The organism is Bacteroides sp. 3_1_23 (assembly GCF_000162555.1).
Taxonomy (GTDB): Bacteria; Bacteroidota; Bacteroidia; order Bacteroidales; family Bacteroidaceae; genus Bacteroides; species Bacteroides ovatus.
On the sequence record NZ_GG774949.1, the window covers coordinates 625,700 to 649,875 of the forward strand.

The following is a 24,176-nucleotide window of genomic DNA, read 5'->3' on the forward strand; positions in this document are numbered from 1 at the left end:
TTAGGTTAATCGTTTATACTGAACGTAGCTACCACCGGAAAGTGGTCTGATTCTACATAAGCATCATAATACACATCATAGGCTTTCGGAGACATTCCGTCATCCGGAGTGTACAATACGAAATCAATCGCTTTCACCGGAACGGGCGTTCCCGTTGTCAGTCCATAGTTCCCGTTCAGGCAACCGATTTCAAAACGCTCATACAATATCTTCATCGGGCCGGAGTCGGCTAAAGCATTGAAATCGCCAGTCAATATCATCGGCTTATCCAAGCCCTTTGTCTTTTCGATAATCGTTGTAGTCTGGTTGATACGATTAGTTTCGTTGCCCACATGAGACAGGTGCGTCACTCCGAAATAGAAACCCTTTCCATCTTTTTCTGTTTTCACTACTCCCATCGAACGCGGGTAGACATCTTCCACTGTCTCTATTCTCGGCAAATCATAATTCACTTCATCACTTATCGGATACTTCGAGAGAATCAGGTTTCCATACTCGCCGCCGTCCACATCACGGGTTTTGACAAAGAAAGCATAAGGCATTCCGGTCACTTCTTTCATCAGGGCGATAATATCCGCTTTCTCCACCTTGTTAGTCTTCGTCTCAAACTCCTGCAAACCTGCCAAGTCCGGATTTATCTTTTTAATCACTTGGGCAATCGCTTCCATTCCCTTTTTCCCGGAATAAGCTTTCTGCCCGCTATATATATTGTAAGACATGACTTTTACCAATACCCCGTCCTTTTCGTCCGGCGGGGTCACACCGTCATCGTCCGAACTGCAACCGGCAAACAAACCGCCCACCAACAGTACCAGTAATAAATAGAATTTATGTTTCATTGTTACCTTCTTTTTTATCGTTTATCTTATATCATTCACAGTTACTTCCACTACCCGGCTGTAGTTCACGTACGGTTTGCTTTCTGCTGTCACCGTAGCCGCAACACGTACATACACCCTGTTCTTGTTGGAAACAATCTTATAATGATTCTCTATAAATTCAGTATCACTCATCAGGTCGATGACGTGCGTGCCACTGGCCTTTGTCCCCAGTGAAGAGAGGGTGGCATGGTTTGCATTGTTCACATCCACTCCCGGAGCATAATTCCATATCACGGAAACATCCGTCAGTTGCAATGTCTCGTTCGATGTTTTCGCATCATAGGTCAGTGTCAGCTTATTATCAGCCGATACAGCCACATCAAGGCTGATACGCGAGAACGGGATTGTGTACAAATCAACCTGCGTTTGTCCGTTCACGGTGACATACCCTTCACATACCCCGACAAAAGGGCCATCCTTTGCCTGAATACGATAGCTGCCATTGAACACCTTCGTATGCTCAAACGTTCCATCCTGGCGGGCACGGAAATCAACAGAGGCGGTAGCCCTCGTATTCTGCTCGTACAAACTCATCATCACACCGCTACTTCCCGGCACAGGCATAGGAACCGGTTCATTCGTTTCCTTATCATAGATAGTGCCATACACGCCACCGTTCGGTGCATCATAATTATCGATGTCATTTTCGCATGCCGCCACGAAACAGGCGAATAATGCAGTCAATCCTATGTTTATTATTTTATTCATATCGTTTCTTCTTTAAACTTACAATTGGACGTATCAATTACCGTAACCCGGATTCTGTACCATCAACGGATTCGTACTCAAGTCCTCGGCACGGAACACCGTATAGTAGTTCTTTTCAAGGAAAAGACGCTTTCTCTTTTCGGGCACACCGGTTTCAAAGGTGTACTTGCCACTCTTAACATTGTAATACGGACAGAGAGCCGTGCCGCGGAAATTGGTCAAACCACCTTTGCTTACATCCAGATGAGCCAGGCGCCAACGTTTCAAATCCCAGTAACGATGCTTCTCAAAAGCAAGTTCCACTTTCCGTTCATGGCGCACTTTATCCAGCGTCAGGTTACCGGCAGTCAATAGTTTGATGCCTGCCCTGCCGCGAATCTCATTGATATCTTTCAATGCCACGTCCAGGTGCTGATTCAATTCCATGCAAGCCTCTGCACGATTCAGATAGATTTCTGCCAGACGGAAAACCACCCAGGGAGTAGAAGAACGTTTTGCGTCGATGTCCGTATAGTCCGTCAGACTTTCATCCAGGAATTTACGCTGATAGAAACCCGTCTTGCTGGCGTCACCTACACTTAACGAGCCACCGTCTTTTCCCGAAGTATTATAAGTCTGTCCGTCTATTACGACCTTGTTCTCCTTATCCGGTTGGGCGGAAGCTTCATACTTGGTTCCTATCCCATCCTGTCCGTTGATGACACCGCGTATCCATTCGATTTTACCGCCGCCGTATCCTTTATAATCAGCACCGGGCAGGTAAACCGAACCTAATAAACGAGGGTCTTTATTCTTAAAGATATCATACGGGCTATCATAGCTGATAGCTTTTCCACCGCTGTCTTTCATCTTCAGCTTCCCTTCCGTACCGTCAATATATTCAAATTCCTCTACCATTTCCAGTACCGGAGACATGCCGCATCCCCAACCGTCGCCACGATAAGAGAAAGGAACATTCAGCTTATCCCACATATGCCCTTTACCGGCAGCTACATTATACTGTTTCTGGAAAATATATTCGCCGTTATCCCCATTCACTGCTTTGGAGAAGAGATTGTAAAAGTTTTGCGCCAGCTCTTCCGGTTCCATACCGGTCGATTTATACAAGCTATACACACGGGGAACCATTTCATCCAGAATCTTCGATGAAGCAGTGTAACATTCGTCAAAGTAACGTTCCGCTTCTGTCTCCGGAATATAAACATATCCTTTGGAAACAGCTTCGCCTGTCAGAGTCAGTGTCTTGGAATACTTGGCGATAGTACCGGCATACAGGGCGGCACGCGACCACAAAGCAAGCACCATTCCGCGATTTGCGCGGTATTTGGCATCACTGCTGCGTACTTCCGGCAATGATTCATAAATAGCCTTACATTCATTGATAATGAAATCATAGGTCGCAGCTTCCGTATCACGAGCCTGATAAAGAGCTTCCGTATTTCCTGCGGTATATTCTTGCGGAACAGTCTGCAAAGGAACGCCCCCATAACGCTTCACCAGTCCGAAGTACTGCATAGCACGGATAAAACGGGCTTCTGCGCCGAGTTCTTCTTTCTCATCCTCACTCAATACGGAAGTTTTCTCAATATTCAGCAGGAAGTTATTTACAATACGGATTTGCTTATAGCGGGTCACCATGTCGTCATTGAATACATAGTCGCCATAAGAATAAGTAGAGTTCGACTTGTCGAATGCGCTCTCTTTCTGATAACTGGCGGTAGCCTCATCCGAAAGGCTGGTCTGATTCGCCAGGTTCGCTTTCTTGCTTCCATACCAGTCGTCGAACTCATCCAGTTTCAGTCCCGAGTCATACATATCCGCCAATACGGCTGTGATTGCTTTCGGATTTTGCCAAATCAAATCCGGTGTGTTGACACCGCTGGTACTCTCACGGTTCAGATAATCATCGCATCCCGTCCATACGAAGATGGATGCCCCGCCTATCAATATATATTTCAGATAATTCCTATTCATTGTCTTTACTGGTTTTAGAAGGTTACATTTACGCCAAAGTTATACGTCTTCATCTGCGGATAATAGCGTATTCCGCTGGAATTGCTTTCGGGGTCGACGTTCTTCATCAGTCCGTCACGCTTGGTGAAAGTCAGCAGATTGTTGCAGTTGATATAGAAACGCACCCGGTCGATAGCCGCCTTTTTTGTCAAGACTTTAGGAAGCGTGTATCCCAGTTCCAAGGTTTTCAGGCGCAGGTAACTTGCGTTGTGCAATGACCACGAGTTACTGGAACGGTTATCGGCGACACCTGCCACGCGTGCGGCAGGCATATATCCCGGAATCCATTTGCTATAAGGGTCGGTCGGGTCTTCCCGGTGCCAGCGGTCGGTCATGATAGCCAGCCCATTACCTAAACCTTGCTGGATAAACGGGTCGAGAATATCCCCGCTAACATAAATATCGTGTCCGGCAGCTCCCTGGAAGAAGACAGTCAGGTCGAATCCTTTGTATTCTCCGGACATATTCAAGCCATAGTACATACGGGGTGTGGCACCGTGTCCGAGTGGTTGCGTATCGTTATCATCAATAATACCGTCACCATTGTAGTCTTCGAATTTCAAATCACCCGGCATCAGCGAACGGTTACCGTCCTTATCCTGAACCGGTGAGTTCAAAATTTCCTCGAAAGAAGTAAACTGCCCGATTACTTTCTTTCCCCAGCGGATATCCTTGTAACGCCCGTTGGTGTTATTACGCCAATCATCATACATATTGGTGGAAGCCGCCCGCTCTACATAATCATACTTAATCCGGGTAGTAGAGAAGTTGGCCGACACATTATAATTAAAATTGCCAATCCGGTTTTTATGCCCGACTACAATCTCGAATCCGGTGTTAATATCAGAATTCAGGTTCTCCTGCGGCATTGATTCACCGAAGATAGTAGGCAATGAGCCTACACGGGTGGCAGGCAGACCGGAACGGTTTCTGCGGAACCAGTCGAACTCCACAGAAATCAGTCCCCTGTGGTAAGACGCCTCAAAGCCGATGTTCATAATCTTCGATTCATACCAAGTCAGCCACGGGTTTGCCATACCTACCGTAGTCATGCCCGAAGTCACTCCGTTGCTGCCCATGATATAGCTTCCGTGAGACGTATATCCATCCAGATACTGGAACGCGTCGAAATCCCCTTCATCGCCCACTTTGGCGTACGAAGCACGGATTTTCAGGTTATCCATATCGGGCAACAGTTTCTTGAAAAAAGCCTCTTCGGAAACACGCCATCCCAATGAAACACCCGGAAAGAATCCCCAACGATTACCTGCACGGAATTTATAAGTTCCGTCATAGCGGAAATTGAATTCCACCAGATAACGGTTGGAGAAATCATAGTTCAGACGTCCCACCAAGCCGGCGTGAGCCGTTTCCTGTGTCTTGCCGGAAGCTTCCTGATTCGTTTTATCCCCATAGTCCAGGTCAGGAATCAGCCCGATAGCAAAGTCACGTGTCCCGGTCACCCAGTTCTTCTTGTCATTATACATTTCCCATACGAGCATGGCACCGATATTATGCTTTTTAGCAAACGTATTGTTGTAGTTCATAGAGAACTGATAGGTCGGTTTGTCATAGTTTTCCAGCTTCGATTCCAGATGCGCGGTATTAACCACTTTCTCTATATACTCTTCATTCGCATAATCATACGTATATTCCGAGAGGTCTTTCCGCCACGTTTTCCATTCCTTGTTCGTATAATCGTAGGCAACCAATGCTTTCGCCACCAGCCCTTTCACCCAGGGAAGTTGCCAAGTGACAGCCAATGAACTGTTAAATTCACGACGCAGGCGGTCTTCATAACCACTGTCGTCCGAATCGGATACATGCACGGGGTTCGCCATATCTCCTACGGCTCCCCAATAATCCGGGTTGTCATTGGCATACATGGAGTAAGTCGGGATAGCCATTTGTGCCGAACGGAACAGGTTATCGCCATTGTAAGGCTTTTTGCGGTTGTCGAAGCGTCCGCTCAAACGCAGTTCCACGTTCAGTCCCTTAGCCACTTCCACGCTCAGGTTGGAACGGACGTTGTAACGTTGGTAATTCCAGTCGCCCGAACGGATGATACCGCCCTGGTCCATATATCCGATAGACATATAATATTTCACTTTCTCCGTACCACCTGTCAGGCTCAAGTTGTGTGAAGTCTGGGGAGCGGTGCTACGCATCGTTTCATTCCACCAGTCCGTACCTGCCGTACCGTTCCGGTAGGCTTCCAGTTGTTCTTGTGAGTAAGCGGAAGCTCCGCGCCACGGGTTGGCATTGTGAATCGCTTCATTGTAAAGTGAAGCGTACTCATAAGCATTCATCATCTCCGGATAGCGGATCACTTTCTGAAAGCCTACATAGCCGTTATATTCTATCTTGACCTTCTGTTCCGTCCCTTTCTTGGTAGTAACCAGCAGAACACCGTTTGAACCTTTGAAACCGTAGACCGCTGCGGCGGCATCTTTCAGGATAGAAATGGACTCGATATCATTCGGGTCGAGCTGCGTATAATCACGCTCGATACCGTCTACAATCACCAGCATGCTTCCATATCCGCGAATATCAACGGAAGCTCCATCATCACCGGGACTGCCGCTACGCTGTACGGCACGCAAACCCGGCAAACGTCCAGCGAGCATATTCGTCACACTGGGAGCTTTTACTTCCATCAACTTGTCCGAAGAGATGGCAGCCACCGAACCGGTTACAGAAGCCTTCTTCTGAATGCCGTAACCCACCACCACTACCTCATCCAGCGTCTCGGTATCTTCCTGCAAAGTTACTTTCAGTCCGGCTTGTCCGTTCACCCGCACTTCTGTTGTTTTATATCCTATATAGGAAATCTGTAACACTCCATTAGCGGGAACCGGCAAGGTAAACTTACCGTCCACATCGGTAATCGTCCCCACACCGGCAGCACCTTTCAGTTGCACCGAAGCCCCGATAACCGGTTCTCCACCGGCATCAACAACCACACCTTTCACCGTGATATTCCGAACGGTCTGTTCGATACCCGATACCGAAGGGCTTTCCGCATATATCGTAAACGGTACACACAGGAAAGTCCCTGCCATTAAAGCTGAAACAGTAGCTATCTTCAGCCGGTCATTGAACGCCTTTAAGACAACCGTGTTCATTTTACAAGCATGTTTCATAGATTAAATTAGTTATGTGTTTTAAGTTTCGAATCTATATTATCATCACATATCGCTACTGCAACCTGCGAATCGGCACAGCCATAATAGAGATATAATTTGTTTTTAAAGTAAGCCAGTCCTTCGATAAACACTGTTCCGTCCTTGTACTGACCGCTCTTCTCGAAAGCAGCTTCGGGCACAAAGAAGGGTTTATCCAGACGGTCGAGTACTTTGTAAGGGTCGTTGGAGTCAAACAGGAACTGCCCTGCACAATAAGCGCCTGCGGGGTATGCCGAGTCCCTTTCTTCCTTGTATCCGTTCTTGCCATTGTATAATAATACAATACCGTTCACGGTTTTGATAGCTGGTGGCCCACACTCAGTCAGGCGGCTGTCGAAATACCCGCTGCGGGGTTTGGCTATCTCCCTTAGTTCGTTGTTTTCGTTCAGTACCGGAATCCAGTCTGTCAGGTTATCGGAAGTTGCGGCACATACCGCATTCTCTCCCCAGTACATAAAGTATTTGCCAGCCACTTTCTCAATGACCAGTCTGCCGTCTTTCACTCCGGTGACAATAGAAGCCGATTTGCTTGCTATATTGGCAAAACGCCCGTTGTACGCTTTCGCAAAAGCGAGTCCGTGTTTCGTCCAGTTTTTCAAGTCTCTGGAAGTAGCCACCGCCAAGCGGGGAAGATTGCGGTTCCAGGCTGTATAAAGCATGACGTACAATCCGTCTTCCGTCATTGCCACACGCGGGTCTTCGCAACCACCTTCCCATTCTATTTCTTTAAAATCGTCTTCGGAAGGAAAGAGTACCGGTGCGTCCGCTTGGCTCATCGTCACTCCGTCCGCACTTTCCGCATAGCCAATGCGGGATGTTCTCTTTCCGATGCCTTGCGCCGAGTTGTCTTCCGCACGGTAGAGTACCACAATCTTCCCGTCTTTGACGGTTGCCGCCGGATTGAAAGTGTCACTCTCTTCCCATCTTACCGGCTGCTTGCGCATCGGGCATTGGAAAGTAGTCGGTTGCGGAGAAATCACCGGATTCACCCCTTCCGGGCGGACAAAAGGGCCGAGTATCCATTGTCCGCTCTGTTCTTCGACAGCTACGGATGCCTGTTTCTGCCCGGAGCATCCGGCTAGTGTCATCATACTGATTAAATAGATTACAGATTTTAGTTTTATCATACGTCGTTTTTTTAGTTTTCCCGAATCGGTCGTTCATCGTTTTTCTGCCAGCAAAACTATCGTACCCCGCAGAAAATAGAGTGTACTATATTCTCAAAAGGGTATATAGGTGCTGTACAACATAATAATTCATCCGTTTGCAATGGCAGCTTAATGGTTTTGAAATATTAGCGAACCGTTTGGTTCTGTTTGATGATGTTCCGGGCCAACGGGTAGGCTATCAACTGCAAGGCTCCTACCAGTATCAATGCGTACTTCAATGCAAAATCCTGTGATATGGCAAAGGCAAGTGCCATAAAAAGGATGAGCCCGAAAGCACGCCCCAGGAATAGTCCGAATTCGTGGCTTAAAATATAAGTGTATTCATTTCTTTTCTCGATTTTAACTACTGCGTCGATGGTTTGCATCATAATGGGATAGTAAGGCAAGTCAAACAAGGGCTGAAAGATTACCTTACAGAGGACAAAGATAATCACTCCGGTGGCTGAAAACAAGACTCCGTTGAACAGAGTACCGATAAAAAAGACGAGTAACCCGGCAATAAATATCTTCGGGCGGTCTTCGGGTTTGGCAATACGCCCCAGTACATAGACCAGTATAGCCGTCAGCGTACCGCTAATTCCCTGTATCAAGCCTAATGTCCCTTCATCACCGACCAGTTTCAGAACCAGGATGGCGGGGGCAGTCACCAGGAATCCCTGTACCATTCCTTTCAGGGAAGCCAGCAACAGCATTTTCTTCCACAGTGTACAGAACCGGAAATACAGAAAGTTCTTCTGTACCGGATTGGCAAACTTACCACGCCACAAGACAGCTACGGCAAACAGGGTCACGACTATGACTCCGACTGTGACCAAACGATAGGCACCATTTATATCAATCAGGCATCCCATGATTTCTTTGCCATCTATCTGGCTGATGAATGCACCAATCAATAAAGGAACAGTTATCGAAGTGATGGAGAAAAAGAAAGATTCCAGTCCGAAAAAGTAGTTCCGGCTACTATCGGTCGTGTTGTTGAGAGTCAATAGATAGCGGTTGGTCCAAAAGAAACCCGATGCGGCTCCAAGGACAAAACCTGCTATGCCTAACTCTACAAAGCCCAATGACTTCACCAGCATCATGGCAAACATCGACAGCCCGCTAACTAATATCCCGCCTGCATACAGTACTTTCACGCTGACATGCCGCAACAGGAAGCCGTTGACAAAAGAGGTCGCAATGATGCCGATATACATAAAAAGTTGATAGAAAGCTACGGAAACAGGCTCGCTCGTGTGACGCATCACATAAGCACCTACAAATATCTCCACCACAGGAAGCACGAACGCATAGAGCAGGTTAGTCATCAACAGTACACGTACATTGGGAGTCTGCTGCTTGAAAAATTGGTATTCTCTTTTCAATTTATTCATTCTATACCTTTATATATGTCATGACTTTAATGAACGAAGAATCTCCCCTATGGAGAACTCCGCTCCGCAGATTACTTCATCACTCGCACCGTAGTAAACAGTCACCGTATCCCCTTCTACCAGATGCCCGTTCGTGAAGACTACATTCCCGAAAAATCCGGTTTGCTCGTAGGGGGCAGTCGGTTCCATTATAGGAGTTTTGCTTCGGGCAATTACCTTTGAGGGGGCGTTCAAGTCAAGCAGAAGGGCTCCCAGGCAATAGCGGTTCTGATAGTCTGCACCATGATAAATCTCCAGCCAGCCTTCCTCTGTACGGATAGGCGCGGCGCCCGCACCCACACGGGCACAGTCCCAGCTATCGGAGCGAGTGGTCGCAACGCAACGGTGGTTGCCCCAGTGCAACCGGTCGGGTGATTCGGCAAGCCAGATATAGTTGCCGCCCAGTTCGGGACTGCTCGGACGATGCAAGGCGAAATATTTGCCGTTTATCTTCTCTTCAAACAAGGCACAGTCTTTATTATGAGGGGGAAAAATCATGCCGTGACGAGTGTAATTCTTCCAGTCACGGGTATGAATCAGCCCTACACCGACGGCAACGGAAGAGACTTCGGTAAACGTCAGGTAATAGCCGTCGGCTGTAGTCGCCACCCGGCAGTCCTCGATGCCGAAAGCCTCTAATGCCCCTTTGCCGAAAATAGGCGGATAATCCGGTTCTTCCTTAAAATGGATGCCGTCCTCGCTCGATACCAACCGGAGATAAGACATGGTAGTCAGATAATTCTGTCCCGCATATCCTATCACACGAGGGTCGGAAGCGTCCAGTTCCGGGTCATTTTCGTCGAAAGAAAGCACTTCTATCTTCCCTTCCTTATTATATACGGGGAAACTAATCACTCCCTGTTTCTGTACGGGGCGTTCGGCTACCCGCAGTAATAACCAGGTTTTTCCGTCGAAGCGGAATACGCCGGGATTCAGGAAACAGGTGATTTCCATACCTTCTATTCCCGGTTGTAAATCAGATGGTTTCAATAATGGGTTCTGATGAAATCGTTTTGCAATATCCATTTTCTAATCATTAAATAGGTGTTGTTTTTATTTCTCGTGGCAAAGCTACCCCACGCAGCGACGGGAAGAGTGTACTATATTCTCAAAAGGGTATACAGGTGTTGTACAGCATATTTTTATCTTTGTTTTCTTATTTTTCCTCTCTATCTTTGCGACATGATTCTACGAAAACACTCATATTTCCGTTACATCTGCATCCTTATTTATTCATGCCTGATGCCTGCTTTATTACATTCGCAGAATGTAGTAAAACAGATTTCCAATGCGGATGGATTATCCAATAATTCGGTGAATTGTTTCCTTGAAGATTCGGAACATACGCTTTGGGTAGGGACATGGGACGGATTAAATGCATATAACGGTCGTAGCTTCAAAACCTATTCTTATAATAAAAAGGATGCAGGGTCTATCAGCAATAATGTCATCTGGCAGATTATCGAGCAGAGCGACTCTATCCTGTGGGTATCTACGGACTATGGGGTGAACCGGTGGAAACGTTCTACCCAACAGTTTACTCCTTATTATTTAGGTACACAGAATAATCCGCCGAAACAGGAGAAGTCATTTCTGCTGGGTATCACTTCCGGCAAGCATATTATCTGTTATGTGAAAGAGCAGGGTCTATTCTGTTTCGATGACCGGAAACAGGAGTTTGTTTCCTTGAAGAATGACCTGCCCGATGACATCAGGAACTTCGTCATTGATTCCAAAGACCGGATATTCTTTCTCACAGGACATGGACAATTATTGCATTATCAACTGACTGTCCGCAACTCCTGTCCCGAACTCTCGTTTAAAGAAGAAATCAGGCACTGTGCCCCCGTTTCCAATATTTATCTTTCCCAGGACTGCCTTATCATTAACGATGACAGGACGCTGACTGTTTCACAAGATAACCGTATATTGGACAGTATAAATATTCCGAAGAACAAGACTGTATCACAAGCTATCTGCCACGGTGAATATCTCCTTATCAGCTTTATCGAGGGGGGATGCATCAGATATAATCTTGAAAATGGGACTTCAGCGGAATTACTCCAATTGCCGGAGAAAGCTTCCATTTTCACTATTTATATCGGCTCGCAGAATATCCTTTGGGTAGGTACGGACGGACAAGGGATATTGGAAGTCTATGAACACAGTTCGCCTTTCCATACCGTAAAAACGAATTATCCTGTCCGCTGTTTTTGTGAGGAAGACAATGGCAATATACTCGTAGGAACAAAAGGAGAAGGTATCCTGCTGCTCGACAAGCAGGAACGGGGAGTCACCCCCTATCTTTCAACGGGCAACGGGTTAATCTCCAACTCCGTTTATACTATCCGCAAAAATATGTCCGGGGATATATTCATCGGAACCGAAGGGGCGGGTATCAATTATATTCCACTCAATGGCAGCCAGGTGAAAAAACTGGGTATTCCTGCTGAATATTCTGCTTTCAGGGCAGTGTACAGTATCTTGTTCACCCATAACGATTCACTTTTATGGTTGGGGACTTCCGGTTACGGACTTATCAAGCTGAGCCTGCAAAGGGAAGGAAAAAGTTATAGAGTAACGGACATGAAACAATATAAATCTCCCGGCCCTTCTTCGCCAAGTAATAATATTATTTATTCGGTTATCGCTGGATACGATGAGAATGAACTTTGGCTAGGCACGCGAGGGGGCGGAATTAATAAGTTCGATATCGCGTCCGAACGTTTCCGGCAGATGAGTGAGATAGACCCCGGCTTGTCCCTGACTAACAATGACGTGATTTATCTGACTAAAGGAGATTCTGCCAGTATCTGGATAGGTACCAGTTATGGTCTTAACCGATTGTTCCCGACAGCCACACCGCCTTCCATCATTGAATATACGGATAATAACGGATTGCCCAATAATACGATTCACGGCATCCTGAAAGATGAGAACGGGAATATTTGGGCAAGCACCAATCAAGGTATCTCCTTTATCGACTTGCCCTCGGGAAAAATTACCAATTATTCCTCAAGAAACGGGCTGCAAAACGACGAATTTTCTGATGGGGCTATTTTTAAGGACAAAGCCGGATGGCTGTATTTCGGCGGAGTCAGCGGGTTGAACTATTTCGACGAGAACAAGATACGCTTACGGGAACATATCGCATCATTAAGCCTGAACAGCCTGAAGATAAACAATACAAGCCAGAATATCTACGAACGTATCCGTAACCATACACTCCGATTGGACTATGACGAGCCTTATATTACTTTGGGATTTGCCGCACATGATTTTATCAACAATGAGAATTGTGAGTTCAGCTACCGCATTATCGACTTTGCCGACGAATGGATTTACAATGAGAATAACCCGAATATCGTTATCACCAAACTGCCGCCGGGAAAATATAAACTGGAAGTAAAATGCACCAATGGCGACCGGGTATGGAGCAACGAAATCTATTCCCTCAATTTGGACATCGCTTACCCCTGGTGGCTCAGTACTACAGCTTTTATTATTTATTTTATCCTGATTGCCATTGCTATCTATATCACGCAATCCGTCATCAAGAATCGAATCCGGCTGAACCGTCAGATTCTACTGGAACATATCGAGAAACAGAATCAGCAACGTATCCATGAATCGAAGTTGAACTTCTTCACGAATGTGGCACACGAGTTTTTCACTCCGTTGACACTGATATACGGCCCGGCACAGCACTTGCTGGAAAAGGCGGACCTCGACAGTTATACAAAAAGATATATCTACATCATCAAGAACAATGCCGACCGGATGCAGAGGCTTATCAACGAACTGATGGAGTTCCGGAAAGCAGAAGCAGGACATACGGCTATCTATGCTGAAAAAGTGGATATTCAGTTGCTCGTCGACTATGTATCGGACAACTATACCGAAATTGCCGAAGAAAACAAGATAGACTTCAGCTTCAAAAGCAAAGAAGTATCATCCTTTACAACAGACCGGAATGCACTGGAAAAAATAATATTCAATTTGCTTTCCAACGCATTCAAATATACGCCGTCCGGCGGATATATCCGTGCTGAAATACGGGAGAATGTTACTGACGGGACATTGTATTTCCGAATCCGCAACTCGGGCAAGGGACTGACAGAGAAACAAATGAGTGAAATATTCAGCAGGTTCAAGATTTTCGAAAGCAGTAACCTGAAACATGCGGGAAGCACCGGAGTCGGCCTGAATCTGACCAAGAGCTTGACGGAGTTATTGGGTGGAGAAATCACCGTAGGAAGTGTATTGGGAGAGTATGTAGAATTCAATGTGTCTCTACCGTCCATGCACATGAATCCCGGAAAAGAAAGTCAGCCGGCAGAAGAAGAGGCAGAAGCCGATGAAATGCTTTTTGTCCCTAAACAAAAGGAAATTAGTATATTGATTGTAGAAGATGAAAAGAATATCCGCGAACTTCTGAAAGATATCCTGCTTCCTTACTACCAGGTTCGGGAAGCAGCCGACGGGGAAGAGGCGCTGAAAGAGGTAGAACAGAAACAGCCGGATATTATTATCAGCGATGTATTGATGCCCAGGCTGGACGGCATCACTCTGACGGATATATTGAAAGCCAACGAGCGAACTGCCCACATTCCGATTATCCATATCTCCGCCAAGAACTCCATCGAAGACCAGATTAACGCTTACAATCATGGAACGGACTTATATATCCCCAAACCTTTCCATCCGAGACATGTACTGAGCGCGGTAGAGAATATGATTAATAAATACTCTCTGATGAAAGAGTATTTCAAATCCGGCCGTTCCTCTCTCATCGTAAGGGATGGAATCACCATGCATAAAGAGGATGAGCTGTTACTGGACAAGATTATCAAATTCATTGAAGATAATATTGACGACGAATCCATAAACCCGGATTCTCTCGCAGACTTTATAGGAGTAAGCAAAGCGGGATTGTACCGTAAACTCAAAGAATTGACGGAAAAGACACCAAGCGAATTTGTCCGTACCATCCGCCTGGAATATGCAGCGGGACTATTAAAGACCACCAAACTTACCGTTACCGAGATTATGTATAAATCGGGCTTCTCAAACAAGTCTTATTTCTACCGGGAGTTTGCCAAGTTATACAACACTTCTCCCAAAGAATATAGGAGCGGACAGACAGAAGAAAAGGATACTTAATAACCATCTAACAATAAAAAACAATGAGAAAACTTTTTATTGTATTGGCGCTCTGCGGTGTGTCAATACTGAATGCGCAGCAACTGAATGTCGCTTCTTATAATGTACGAAACAGTAACCCGAACGATGCCAAAGCCGGAAACGGCTGGGAACAGCGTTGCCCGGTACTCACCCGGTTAATCACCTTTCATGACTTCGATATATTCGGGGCGCAGGAAGTGAAACATAACCAACTGGAAGATATGTTGAATGCCTTGCCGCAATACAGCTATATAGGCGTAGGACGGGATGACGGGAAAACGAAAGGGGAATATGCGCCTATCTTCTACCGGAAGGATAAATTCAAGCTACTCAAATCCGGGAATTTTTGGTTATCGGAAGATACCTCGAAGCCGAATAAAGGATGGGATGCAGCCTATACCCGCATCTGTACATGGGGAGAATTCAAGGATATTACAGGCAAGTTCAGATTCTGGTTCTTTAACCTGCACATGGACCATATCGGAGTAGTGGCACGTCGCGAAAGTGCCAAGCTGGTTATCAGCAAGATTAAAGAGATGTGTGGCAAAGACCCCGTCATACTCACTGGAGATTTCAATGTAGACCAGACCAGCGAAAGCTATCAAGTACTTCATGAATCCGGAATATTATCAGACTCTTATGAGGTCGCGCAACTGAGATATGCAACTAATGGAACATGTGCGGGATGGAATCCGAACACATATACTCCCAACCGTATCGACCATATCTTCGTTACTAAAAACTTCGCTGTTGAGAAGTACGGAGTGCTGACAGATACTTACCGAATTAAAAACGAAGCCACCGGAAAGTATGAAGCACGCATTCCTTCAGACCATTTTCCGGTGAAGGCGGTATTGAAATATACCAAGTAAGCAAAGCAGAATTCGAAATGATAATATAAACCTATCAATGTTCTATTTTTAATATTCTGTTGGGAAATAGCTAGTTAGAAAATAACGAACCAGAAAATAAACTGCATAAATAAATGCATGAGCATACAAAAAATAGCCTAATATTGCATAAAACCAAACAAGATATGCATCTTTCTCTATTCGGAAACTGTTCATTGCTTTAAAACCAACGAGGTGTTCCTCGGTGTGCATCGACTTGTTCCTCACCGGGGAAGCTATCGTTTCCCGGTGAGGAATATAAAAATGGGTTATTAAGAAGCTTTTTCTCTCTAGTTTATCATAATATATCGGAAAGAGAAAAACAATAAAATGATTAATTATTCGGATATATTCTCTCCGAATAACTAAGAGCCTGTTTAAATTTTCCTGAGATTATGTTAGATAGGCTTTACCGACCAGTTTTTATTCGTCACATAGTCTCCGTCATGCTCCTCACAACAACAGAAAATATACTCGAAAGCAACTCTCAAAACTGTGTCGGGCAAAACTCGGAGCAGGCTCTTAATAACCCACTTTTCATTCATTAATAGAAAAGTTCTCTTTCATTAATTGTAAACTTCTTATTATCAGTATGTAAACTCATTTTTCATTAACCGTAATCTATAAACGAAAGCTTCGTTTATAAAAACAAAGGCTTTGATTATAAAAACGAAGCTTGCAATTATATAATCAAAGCTTGCGTTTATAGTTTGCATCGAATGAAAAGAAAGTTTCCTTCCTGTCCGAAGGAACTTTATACTTAATGGGCGGGAAGTTTTCTATTAATAGCCAAGAGCGCAACTGTTAATACCCCTTCCGCCAACTACAGACGGACGCGACAAGAAAAGCTGGGGTAAGAGCTATAATATTATGACTGAAGAGAATTTAAACAGGCTCTAAAATAATCAAGAATCTATCACACTTCGAATAGAATATTCTCAAAACAGCAGAAATAGAGAGTCACATAATTACAAATGCTTGGCATCTTCCTGCTTTTCCTTACCAAACTGCGATTTACGTCCTTCTCCGATGATTAAATATTCCGTCTTAAGAATCATCGTTTTTTAAGAAGGCTACTGATTCCTTCAGAAGGCTCTTTCAACTTTTATCCTTTAATAACTCTTTTGTCTTATCCGCCAAAAACAGGGGGATATTAATCAAATTACCATCTTGTTTCAAATTCAGCATTGAATAGCGAATCAGGTAAGCGGGTTGGAAAAGCTTCTCATAATGAATCACACTTTTGATATCAGAAATGTGATAACTTACACATTTCTGATATGAGTTTCGTGCGAATCTACACATTATCCATATAAAACGAAAGAAAAACTCTGAATATTAGCTTGCCAACAGCTCCCTGTTTATTTAAAAGTAATCATCAACTGTTCATCAACACCTTTATCAGGTATTCTCACACTACAGACACCTGTTTCCTTATCCCAACTCCACGCTACAGTTTCAGTATCATTCTCCAAATTTTCTTCCAAACGTTCCGGTTTAGTTTTCTTTATCTTCTTTCCTTTGACAGTTATCTCTTTCGGAGCTTTCGCAGAATAAATACGGAACAACAGATTTCTCGGACCGGGAACAGTATATCCTTTTCCTTCACGGGCAGAGACAGTCAGTTCATATCCATTTGCCAGAGTGCTGCAAATAATCGGTGTTTTGACAAATTCATGACGCTGGTACCCTAAGTCTTCTCCTTCATCTTCGTAAAGAGTAAAGGCAGCCTGTGCACCTTCCTGTGCGGGGAAGATTTCAAAAGTAAGTGGATATACCGGTTTCTCATGGGTGTAGTTCATCACCGGCATGGTGGGGATGATGGAACCTTGCTTCACAAATATAGGAACAGAGGACAAGGGAGCGTCAACGGTAGTCCATTGCTCTCCGGTGTAAACCATCTGCTTGTTGTTATAGTCTATCCATGTACCTTCAGGAAGATACACGTTCTTTGTGCGGGCACCTTTCTTCACCACGGGAGCTACCAGTAATTCACGACCGAACAGGAATTGGGCATCCGTAGAAAAAGTTTCCATATCCATTGGATATTCCAGAAACAGAGGCCGCATGATAGGCAATCCTGTATCATACGCTTCGCGGGCGTAAGTGTAGATATACGGTAACAAACGATATTTCAGTTCGATAGCCGCTTTCGCGTTCTTTTCCGCTTCCGACCCGAAAAGCCACGGTTCCACCGGGTTATCTCCCTCATGGTGGATACGACTCAAAGGATTGAATGCACCGAATTGAATCCAACGGGTATAGAGTTCGGCCATAGCCGGATAATCCTCAATATCCCCACAGTAACCGGTGATATCACAGGAAGAAAATGGGATTAATCCCAATCCGGCGGAAAGCATTACAGGAATCTGATTGGCTAATTGCCCCCAACCTTGCAGTACATCGTCTCCGTTTCCGCTATCACCCGTCCAGCCAAACGTATAACGTTGCAATCCGGCATAAGCAGCACGAGTCATTTGGAAAACACGACGGTCCGGATTCCTCTTTTCAAATTGCTCCTTCACCACTTTATCCCAGGTCAGGCCATAGACGTTATGGATTTCATCGTGCATACCGAGATGGTGCTTCATCACCAGGCGTTCCGTCTGCTCCTCGTTACTCCAGGCAGGTTCGCCCATGTCTGTCCAGAAACCGGAGACACCATCGTCAATAGGTTTCTGCTGATAAGTTCCCCACCAGTCGGCTACGGCAGGCAGGGTGAAATCTACCACTCCGCAGTTCCCACCCCACGGCCAGGGCATATCGTAGCTTTTGCCGTTCGTATTGTCCTTTACAAAATAGCCCAGACGGTCTGCTTCTTCCCATTGTTTTTTGTTGGCTTGTGCAATTACCGGGTCTTGAGATACGACTACCTTAAAACCCATCTCTTTCAAATCCGAAAGCATCTTTTTGGGGTTTTCATAGTTTCCTTTGCGCCATTCGAAATCCTGCAAGTATTCTGTCCAGCCGATATCCTGATAGATAATATCACAAGGGATTCCCCGTTCCCGGTAGCCTTTAGCTATCTCACGACTTAGCTTTTCGCTTGTCAACAGACCGCGGCATTGAGCAAAACCCAACGCCCATTTCGGCGGCATGATAGGTTTTCCGGTCAGTCCGACGTATTGGCTGATGATTTCTTTATAGTCTTTACCGAAGATAAAGTAATATACCATTTCCCCGTTCGGCGCTTCGAAACTGTAATAATCACGGCTTTCCGTTCCGAATTTGAATTCCGTCTTATAGGTGTTATCAAGGAAAATACCATACCGGTAATTGCTCATAAAGAAAGGAATACTCTTGTAAAGAGGATCTTCTACCACGCTATAACAAGGTTTGTCACTATTCCACATCTTATAAGACTCGCCACGACGGTCCATCTTTCCCGCTTTCTCACCAAGTCCGAAGAAGTGCTCGTCACGACGAAGCACTTTATATTCCACCTTCTTCGTTCCTTCACTGACATGGCCTTTATCGGCATAATCACTGAACAAGAGTTTCTGATATTTATCGAATATCTGAAGACTCATCGGAGATTTATTAACCCGGATACGCAACTTCGGAGTAAATATCTCGTAACAGGCCGCCTGTTCATCCACATGGATAGTTCCTACCTCTTCCAGTTCTTCATTAATCACTGCAAACGAAGCATTTCTTCGTTGCAATTGCCCGTCGGGTGAGAACCAGATTTTCACGACGGAAGAGCTGCAAAGTTGCAATTGCAATGCGGCACTGTCCGCCAGGTGAAAAGTCACCTGACGTCCCTGCTGTGTAAAAGAAGCGCATGTACGTGTCTCATTTTCCGCCCAAACCCATGTTGGAAATACCAGGCACAACACCCATAATCTATATCTAATCATCATACCTATCATTTTAGTTATTCTGTAGCAGCCGCTTTATTCAGCCACAATCATCGTCCAATATTTCAGGGAAGGCAATGTAAATGAGACAACCCCGTTCTCCTGTGTAAAGGCCAATTCCTGCAAAGCTCCTCCGTGTACATCCGGCGACGCTACCCACAGCTTATTCACCTTTGCCGACAGATTCATTTGCAAAGCTGCTTTTGTAATCAGAGCCGGTTCCGGCATCGTACCGTCCACATCTCTCCAACTAAGGCTGTTCGCTTGCGAGAAATTAAGAAGATGTATCACTTGCTTGCCACCTACCTGCTTGGCATAAGTAGTAACTGATCCCTGTTGAGGAGGCCAACTATTCAATCTCATTTCGCCATTGGTACAATTCATGGAAACACTATTCTCCGTACCACCGTCACGAAGCAGATTTTGATAAGAAGTCAGGAAATCATAATAACGAACCATCGCTGTTTTCAGTTCTTCGCTCATTGTCAGGTTCTCATTCGGAAAGTACTCTTTGCACAACATGTGATCGCCTCCCAACTCCAGGTGCGAACCACCCAAAGCAAACATGACAGCATCCGTCAATAAGACACCCGGCGTATTAAATTCTCCCCGATTATCCGCTTTATTATAATTCATATAAGCTGCAAAAACCGTATTCAACTGATAATTGCCATAGACTCCATTTTCATAAAGAATGGCTTTCAGATTGGTAAAATCAGCCTCATCCGCCCACACTTCATTATAGAAGAAATCAACTTTACCTGTCTCCCCTATCTGACGGGCACCGTAACGGCTGACCGCATTCATCACCAAACTCTTGTCCGGATGAGCCTGCTTCGTCGCTTCAATAAAAGAAGCATATCCCTCACGCAGATTGACCGGAATACCGTTGTAATTGTAAAGCGTGCTACGTCGTCCCAACTGGTCTATCTGATAGCCGTCGAAGGCAAAGTTCGCATATACATCATCATTCCTCTCATTCAAATATTTCTGCCATTCCTTATTAGAAGGATCTACCAGATAAATATTACTTTTCCATCCGCCCGGCAGATCATGACTGTCTTTAGTAGTGTGAGAAGCATCCTTAAACAAATACCATTCCTCCTTCACCCCGTCCGTAGCGGCATCCTTCAACGCCCCGAAACAAAGATTGTAAAACATAGACTTCATACCGAAACGATGCTGCGCTTCAATGTAATTCTTCACAGAACTTGTATAAACCTCCCGGTTAGCGATGTCCATATATACTTCGTCCAACTGCGTACGTGTACCGCCCAACGGCCAGTGATGTTTATTATGCCAGTCCTGAAACTGTACCCAATTGATGTGATGACGATTCAGATACGCCATCTCTTCCTGTGTCTTTTCAGCCGTCTTCTCCCGACTGAAATCAGCGACAAAACCATAACGCGGAAAACGTGCCGGATCACTGGATACATCTACCGCAATCGTACCGACAATCACATCTGTACCATTCTCCTGACGGTACAGTTCCGCCATATATCCTTTGAAATCAGTAGTAGGCGGTTGCCATGTCCAACTGGTACCATTTACCACCGACTCTTCTCCGACAACCTCCCCTAAAAGACGATAATGAACTTTAGTTCCGGCAGGCAACGCATCTTCTGCTGTAAATACCACTTTCTCCCCCGGTTTATAGAAAGCCTTATCCGTAGACAGGTCCACACTTAAATCCGATGTTACCGGAGTCACTTCGGTGACACTGCCCGAAGCTCCTCCATTCTCTTGGTTCGACCCATGATCGTCACTGCAAGCCATACACAGGAAAGCAGCCACCAAATATATTATTTTCTTCATCTTGAATTCTTGTTTTATTGTTTCACAATCGAAATCGTCTCTTTCAACTGGTCAATCGTAATCCGATAAGAACCGGCTTCCTGAATATTCCACTTATTATCCAAACTACCCAAATCTGCATCCGGATACATACTGCTCAACTCCGCATCCGACTTAGCAACAAACAATGCCGTCTCTACTTCTCCCGTCGGAGCCTTGTTGCTCTTATCCGCCATAAACCAATCCCCGTTCCAGTCTGACTGTTTATCGCAGGATATCTTCATCTCACCTGTTTTCAGTGTGCCGCTCCAGGTAAAAATGTAAGGACTGTCGGCACTCTTCGTCATCGGAGTAGCATTGCCTAAATCCCATCCGTTCGGAGTTGCCTCACCCACCAGATACAGTCCTTCGTAAGGAGTGAACGGACGCATCAGCATCTTTTCTTTTCCTTTTCCTGTGTAGAACCATACTTTATAAGGCTTGCCACATTCGGCTTCCTTCATCTGCCATTTATTATCGTCACCTCCAAGCACTACGGATGTCGAAGTGTACGGAGCATTAGCCACGGTAGGATGGAAGAAAGCATCCGCCTGACCGAAATCTGTCACAGAAGCGAATTTAAATTCTCCGTCCGCCTTCCAGGGAATCATGGCTCCATAATGGAACAGATCCATTTGGACAGCATCTTTAGACAGTGCTTCAAATCCCCAACCATTGTTACCCGTAAACGAACCGACAATGAAAAACTCCTCATATCTCCAGCCAATATCTTCCGTTTCGGTAAGTGTTAATGTCAGGTCGAGCAGGTTTGCTTTTACGATATAAGTTGCTTCTTTACTGATTGTGAACTGTTCGTCCGGTTGGTCACCCGATGTACGGTAGGTCAGTTTGAATCCTTCTTCGGCAGTAGCATCGCGGTTGTACGACGGCAGGAATTCTCCTAAGGTCGTTATAAACTTAAACGATCCGGTATTCAGCTTTCCTGTCCATGTAAATTGTCCGTTATCCGTACGTTCCATTGCCGTTGCGTTATCGGCGCTCCATTCGCTCGGAGCAGCATCACCAATCAGGTAAAGCGTGGTAGTAACCGGCTGGTAGGTAGTCACTGTAAAGGCAGTCGTCGCAATCTGCTTCTGATCTTCCATTCCGGCAACGACGGCTGTGATACGTGCTTCCAACTCCGCTTTCACGGCATAGCCGATACCGAACTGCGTATGCAGAAATTGGTTGAGTTCTTCCACTTTCTTAGTCCATTGGTACGTTCCCGTACCCAAATCTACCGAATAAGGATTCGCAAAGTCCGTTCCGGCTTTCGCCAGTTCCAGCGTATAAGAGATACGGTTACCGCTTCCATAATTCGTTCCGGTAGTCCATGAAAGCGCCAGCGCCTCCTGACTATGGTTCTTTTCGTTCAACACCAACTCCTGCTGATTCACCGAAAGGGTGAGGGTATCATGTCCTTTATCTGTCTCCATATAATCCTCGGTACAAGCAACCATCGTTCCACCGATGAAAAGAGAGCATAACAATTGATATATATATTTCTTCATCATATTATTTGTCTAAATGAATGATTATAAAACGGATTAATAACCAGGATTTTGAGTCATCAGGTGATTGGAGTCCATCTCCGTCTGCGGAATAGGCAACAAGAGACGTTCTTTGGTCACATTATTCTTACCGATAGATTTCAGGAATGTCAATGCATAATTTCCATTATCAACCCGGATCATATCGAACCAGCGATGTCCCTCAAAAGCAAGTTCCATCCGACGTTCGTGAATAATCTTTTCTCTCATTTCGGTCTGCGTCAGAGTGGTCGGCAGCTCTGTCAGTCCGGCACGCTTACGAACGATATTCAATGGTTCGGCAGCCTGATCCGGATGTCCCTGCTCATTCAAAGCTTCCGCTTTCTTCAGTAAGACATCCGCATAACGGTATACTACAAAGTTGTTGGGGTTGGTATTATACTCCGGAGAGACGGTTTTCGACACAAGGAACTTACGTACGTTATAACCCGTATTGGACCAGGAACGTTTGTATTCCATACCATCAAAAGCAGGACAACCCTGATACAACACAGTGATGTCTTTCCGCAAATCACCGTCTTCGTATTGCTTGACAAACTCTTCCGTAGGCAGGTTCCATCCATAAGCACCAGCTACCATACCCGAATTACGAGGTCCCATGAAAGTAGACAACCAGGATGCTTGATTATCGCCGCCCCAAAAGTCATATTCCGTACTACCGGAGTATTGCACTTCGAAGAGAGATTCTGCACCATTATTGATCGTCGCATTAAAGTTATCGGCATAATTGCATTGAGTCAGATCATATCCCATTGCAGCAATGTTATTGCACAAGGTCACTACTTCATTATAATAGTCACGATGATTGGGAGCCAGTGTCAGGTAAATATCCGCCAGCATCGCCATTGCAGCCTCTTTGCAGGCACGTCCCCTGTCAGCATCTCCATAACTGCTTTTCGGAGGAAGCATATTCACTGCATTTTTGCAGTCGGAAAGAATTTGAGCATATACCTCATCTACCGTATTACGGGCAATATCCGCAGATTCTCCCGGTTCAAACGGCTCCAAGCGCAAAGGCACCCCTCCGTACAAACGAACCAGAATATAATAATAATGTGCACGCAGGAAATAAGCTTCACCCATGCAACGGGTCTTTATCTCATTGGAGACAGATGCTGAAGGCAAATTGGAAAGCACGATGTTGCAACGTCCGATCCCAACCCACGGAGAACGCCATACATACAAGGCAAAGCCGTTATCGCTCTGGGCAATGAAATTGGAAGCCTGAACAGTCTCCAAACCGTCAGTACCTCCTCCGGCTCCTACTTCACTGTTGCCTGCGATGATGTCGAGGCTCCAAATACGCTGGTTATACATATTAGATGACTGAAGAGTCTTGTAGCAGGCAGTAGTCAGTGCCACAGCAATCTCATTCGTCACTTCCGATTCGGGATCGACGCCATATTTGGGATATTTATCCAAGAAATCGTTGCACGATGTCAATGCCAGCACGGCAGACATAAATACCAAAGTTATTATCTTTTTCAT

13 protein-coding genes are annotated in these 24,176 nt (G+C 45.4%); 2 read left to right on the plus strand and 11 right to left on the minus strand.

The features are described from left to right. Positions 1 to 5 precede the first annotated feature (5 nt). The 7 genes from HMPREF9010_RS21745 to HMPREF9010_RS21715 form a co-directional block, all read right to left on the minus strand. Positions 6 to 839, minus strand: coding sequence for an endonuclease/exonuclease/phosphatase family protein (locus HMPREF9010_RS21745; RefSeq protein ID WP_008646783.1), 834 nt, complete (start codon positions 837 to 839; stop codon positions 6 to 8). Between the two features lie 21 nt (positions 840 to 860). Further along, entirely contained in the window at positions 861 to 1,589 is a 729-nt protein-coding gene (locus tag HMPREF9010_RS21740) for a DUF3823 domain-containing protein (protein WP_008646784.1), read from the minus strand. Positions 1,590 to 1,622: 33 nt separating this feature from the next. Continuing rightward, the gene (locus HMPREF9010_RS21735) at positions 1,623 to 3,563 is read right to left on the minus strand and encodes a RagB/SusD family nutrient uptake outer membrane protein (RefSeq protein ID WP_032852424.1); all 1,941 of its coding nucleotides are present in this window, start codon (positions 3,561 to 3,563) and stop codon (positions 1,623 to 1,625) included. Positions 3,564 to 3,577: 14 nt separating this feature from the next. Beyond that, the gene (locus HMPREF9010_RS21730; RefSeq protein ID WP_008646788.1) at positions 3,578 to 6,745 is read right to left on the minus strand and encodes a SusC/RagA family TonB-linked outer membrane protein; all 3,168 of its coding nucleotides are present in this window, start codon (positions 6,743 to 6,745) and stop codon (positions 3,578 to 3,580) included. 8 nt (positions 6,746 to 6,753) lie between these two features. Continuing rightward, positions 6,754 to 7,914 (minus strand): glycoside hydrolase family 130 protein, encoded by a 1,161-nt coding sequence (locus HMPREF9010_RS21725; protein WP_008646790.1) that lies wholly within the window; start codon positions 7,912 to 7,914, stop codon positions 6,754 to 6,756. 167 nt (positions 7,915 to 8,081) lie between these two features. Further along, positions 8,082 to 9,329, minus strand: coding sequence for an MFS transporter (locus HMPREF9010_RS21720; protein WP_008646792.1), 1,248 nt, complete (start codon positions 9,327 to 9,329; stop codon positions 8,082 to 8,084). An 18-nt stretch (positions 9,330 to 9,347) separates the two neighbouring features. Next, complete coding sequence (locus tag HMPREF9010_RS21715) at positions 9,348 to 10,394, minus strand: glycoside hydrolase family 130 protein (protein WP_008646793.1); 1,047 nt, start codon at positions 10,392 to 10,394, stop codon at positions 9,348 to 9,350. A gap of 156 nt (positions 10,395 to 10,550) precedes the next feature. On the opposite strand from HMPREF9010_RS21715, the gene HMPREF9010_RS21710 reads away from it, so the two are divergent. Both HMPREF9010_RS21710 and HMPREF9010_RS21705 read left to right on the plus strand, forming a co-directional pair. Beyond that, positions 10,551 to 14,531: a hybrid sensor histidine kinase/response regulator transcription factor gene (locus tag HMPREF9010_RS21710; RefSeq protein ID WP_008646794.1), complete on the plus strand. Its 3,981-nt coding sequence runs from the start codon at positions 10,551 to 10,553 to the stop codon at positions 14,529 to 14,531. A 23-nt stretch (positions 14,532 to 14,554) separates the two neighbouring features. After that, on the plus strand, positions 14,555 to 15,424 hold the full coding sequence (locus HMPREF9010_RS21705; protein ID WP_008646795.1) for an endonuclease/exonuclease/phosphatase family protein: 870 nt from the start codon (positions 14,555 to 14,557) through the stop codon (positions 15,422 to 15,424). Positions 15,425 to 16,803: 1,379 nt separating this feature from the next. Here the strand turns inward: HMPREF9010_RS21705 and HMPREF9010_RS21690 are convergent. The 4 genes from HMPREF9010_RS21690 to HMPREF9010_RS21675 are packed head-to-tail and all read right to left on the minus strand — an operon-like array spanning position 16,804 to position 24,149. After that, complete coding sequence (locus tag HMPREF9010_RS21690) at positions 16,804 to 19,302, minus strand: glycoside hydrolase family 31 protein (protein ID WP_032852579.1); 2,499 nt, start codon at positions 19,300 to 19,302, stop codon at positions 16,804 to 16,806. 36 nt (positions 19,303 to 19,338) lie between these two features. Beyond that, a complete protein-coding gene (locus tag HMPREF9010_RS21685; RefSeq protein ID WP_008646799.1) occupies positions 19,339 to 21,120 on the minus strand; it encodes a glycoside hydrolase family 66 protein in 1,782 nt (593 codons plus the stop codon). Positions 21,121 to 21,134: 14 nt separating this feature from the next. Next, complete coding sequence (locus tag HMPREF9010_RS21680) at positions 21,135 to 22,649, minus strand: SusF/SusE family outer membrane protein (RefSeq protein ID WP_032852580.1); 1,515 nt, start codon at positions 22,647 to 22,649, stop codon at positions 21,135 to 21,137. Between the two features lie 36 nt (positions 22,650 to 22,685). Then, complete coding sequence (locus HMPREF9010_RS21675) at positions 22,686 to 24,149, minus strand: RagB/SusD family nutrient uptake outer membrane protein (RefSeq protein WP_369746127.1); 1,464 nt, start codon at positions 24,147 to 24,149, stop codon at positions 22,686 to 22,688. Positions 24,150 to 24,176: the final 27 nt, after the last annotated feature.

Bases quoted from the DNA above. Each gene is read 5' to 3' on its own strand.
- HMPREF9010_RS21685 (WP_008646799.1), bottom strand. From the start codon at position 21,120: ATGAAGAAAATAATATATTTGGTGGCTGCTTTCCTGTGTATGGCTTGC.
- HMPREF9010_RS21740 (WP_008646784.1), bottom strand. From the start codon at position 1,589: ATGAATAAAATAATAAACATAGGATTGACTGCATTATTCGCCTGTTTC.
- HMPREF9010_RS21725 (WP_008646790.1), bottom strand. From the start codon at position 7,914: ATGATAAAACTAAAATCTGTAATCTATTTAATCAGTATGATGACACTA.
- HMPREF9010_RS21710 (WP_008646794.1), top strand. From the start codon at position 10,551: ATGATTCTACGAAAACACTCATATTTCCGTTACATCTGCATCCTTATT.
- HMPREF9010_RS21745 (WP_008646783.1), bottom strand. From the start codon at position 839: ATGAAACATAAATTCTATTTATTACTGGTACTGTTGGTGGGCGGTTTG.
- HMPREF9010_RS21730 (WP_008646788.1), bottom strand. From the start codon at position 6,745: ATGAAACATGCTTGTAAAATGAACACGGTTGTCTTAAAGGCGTTCAAT.
- HMPREF9010_RS21735 (WP_032852424.1), bottom strand. From the start codon at position 3,563: ATGAATAGGAATTATCTGAAATATATATTGATAGGCGGGGCATCCATC.
- HMPREF9010_RS21690 (WP_032852579.1), bottom strand. From the start codon at position 19,302: ATGATTAGATATAGATTATGGGTGTTGTGCCTGGTATTTCCAACATGG.
- HMPREF9010_RS21675 (WP_369746127.1), bottom strand. From the start codon at position 24,149: ATGTCTGCCGTGCTGGCATTGACATCGTGCAACGATTTCTTGGATAAA.
- HMPREF9010_RS21705 (WP_008646795.1), top strand. From the start codon at position 14,555: ATGAGAAAACTTTTTATTGTATTGGCGCTCTGCGGTGTGTCAATACTG.
- HMPREF9010_RS21680 (WP_032852580.1), bottom strand. From the start codon at position 22,649: ATGAAGAAATATATATATCAATTGTTATGCTCTCTTTTCATCGGTGGA.
- HMPREF9010_RS21715 (WP_008646793.1), bottom strand. From the start codon at position 10,394: ATGGATATTGCAAAACGATTTCATCAGAACCCATTATTGAAACCATCT.
- HMPREF9010_RS21720 (WP_008646792.1), bottom strand. From the start codon at position 9,329: ATGAATAAATTGAAAAGAGAATACCAATTTTTCAAGCAGCAGACTCCC.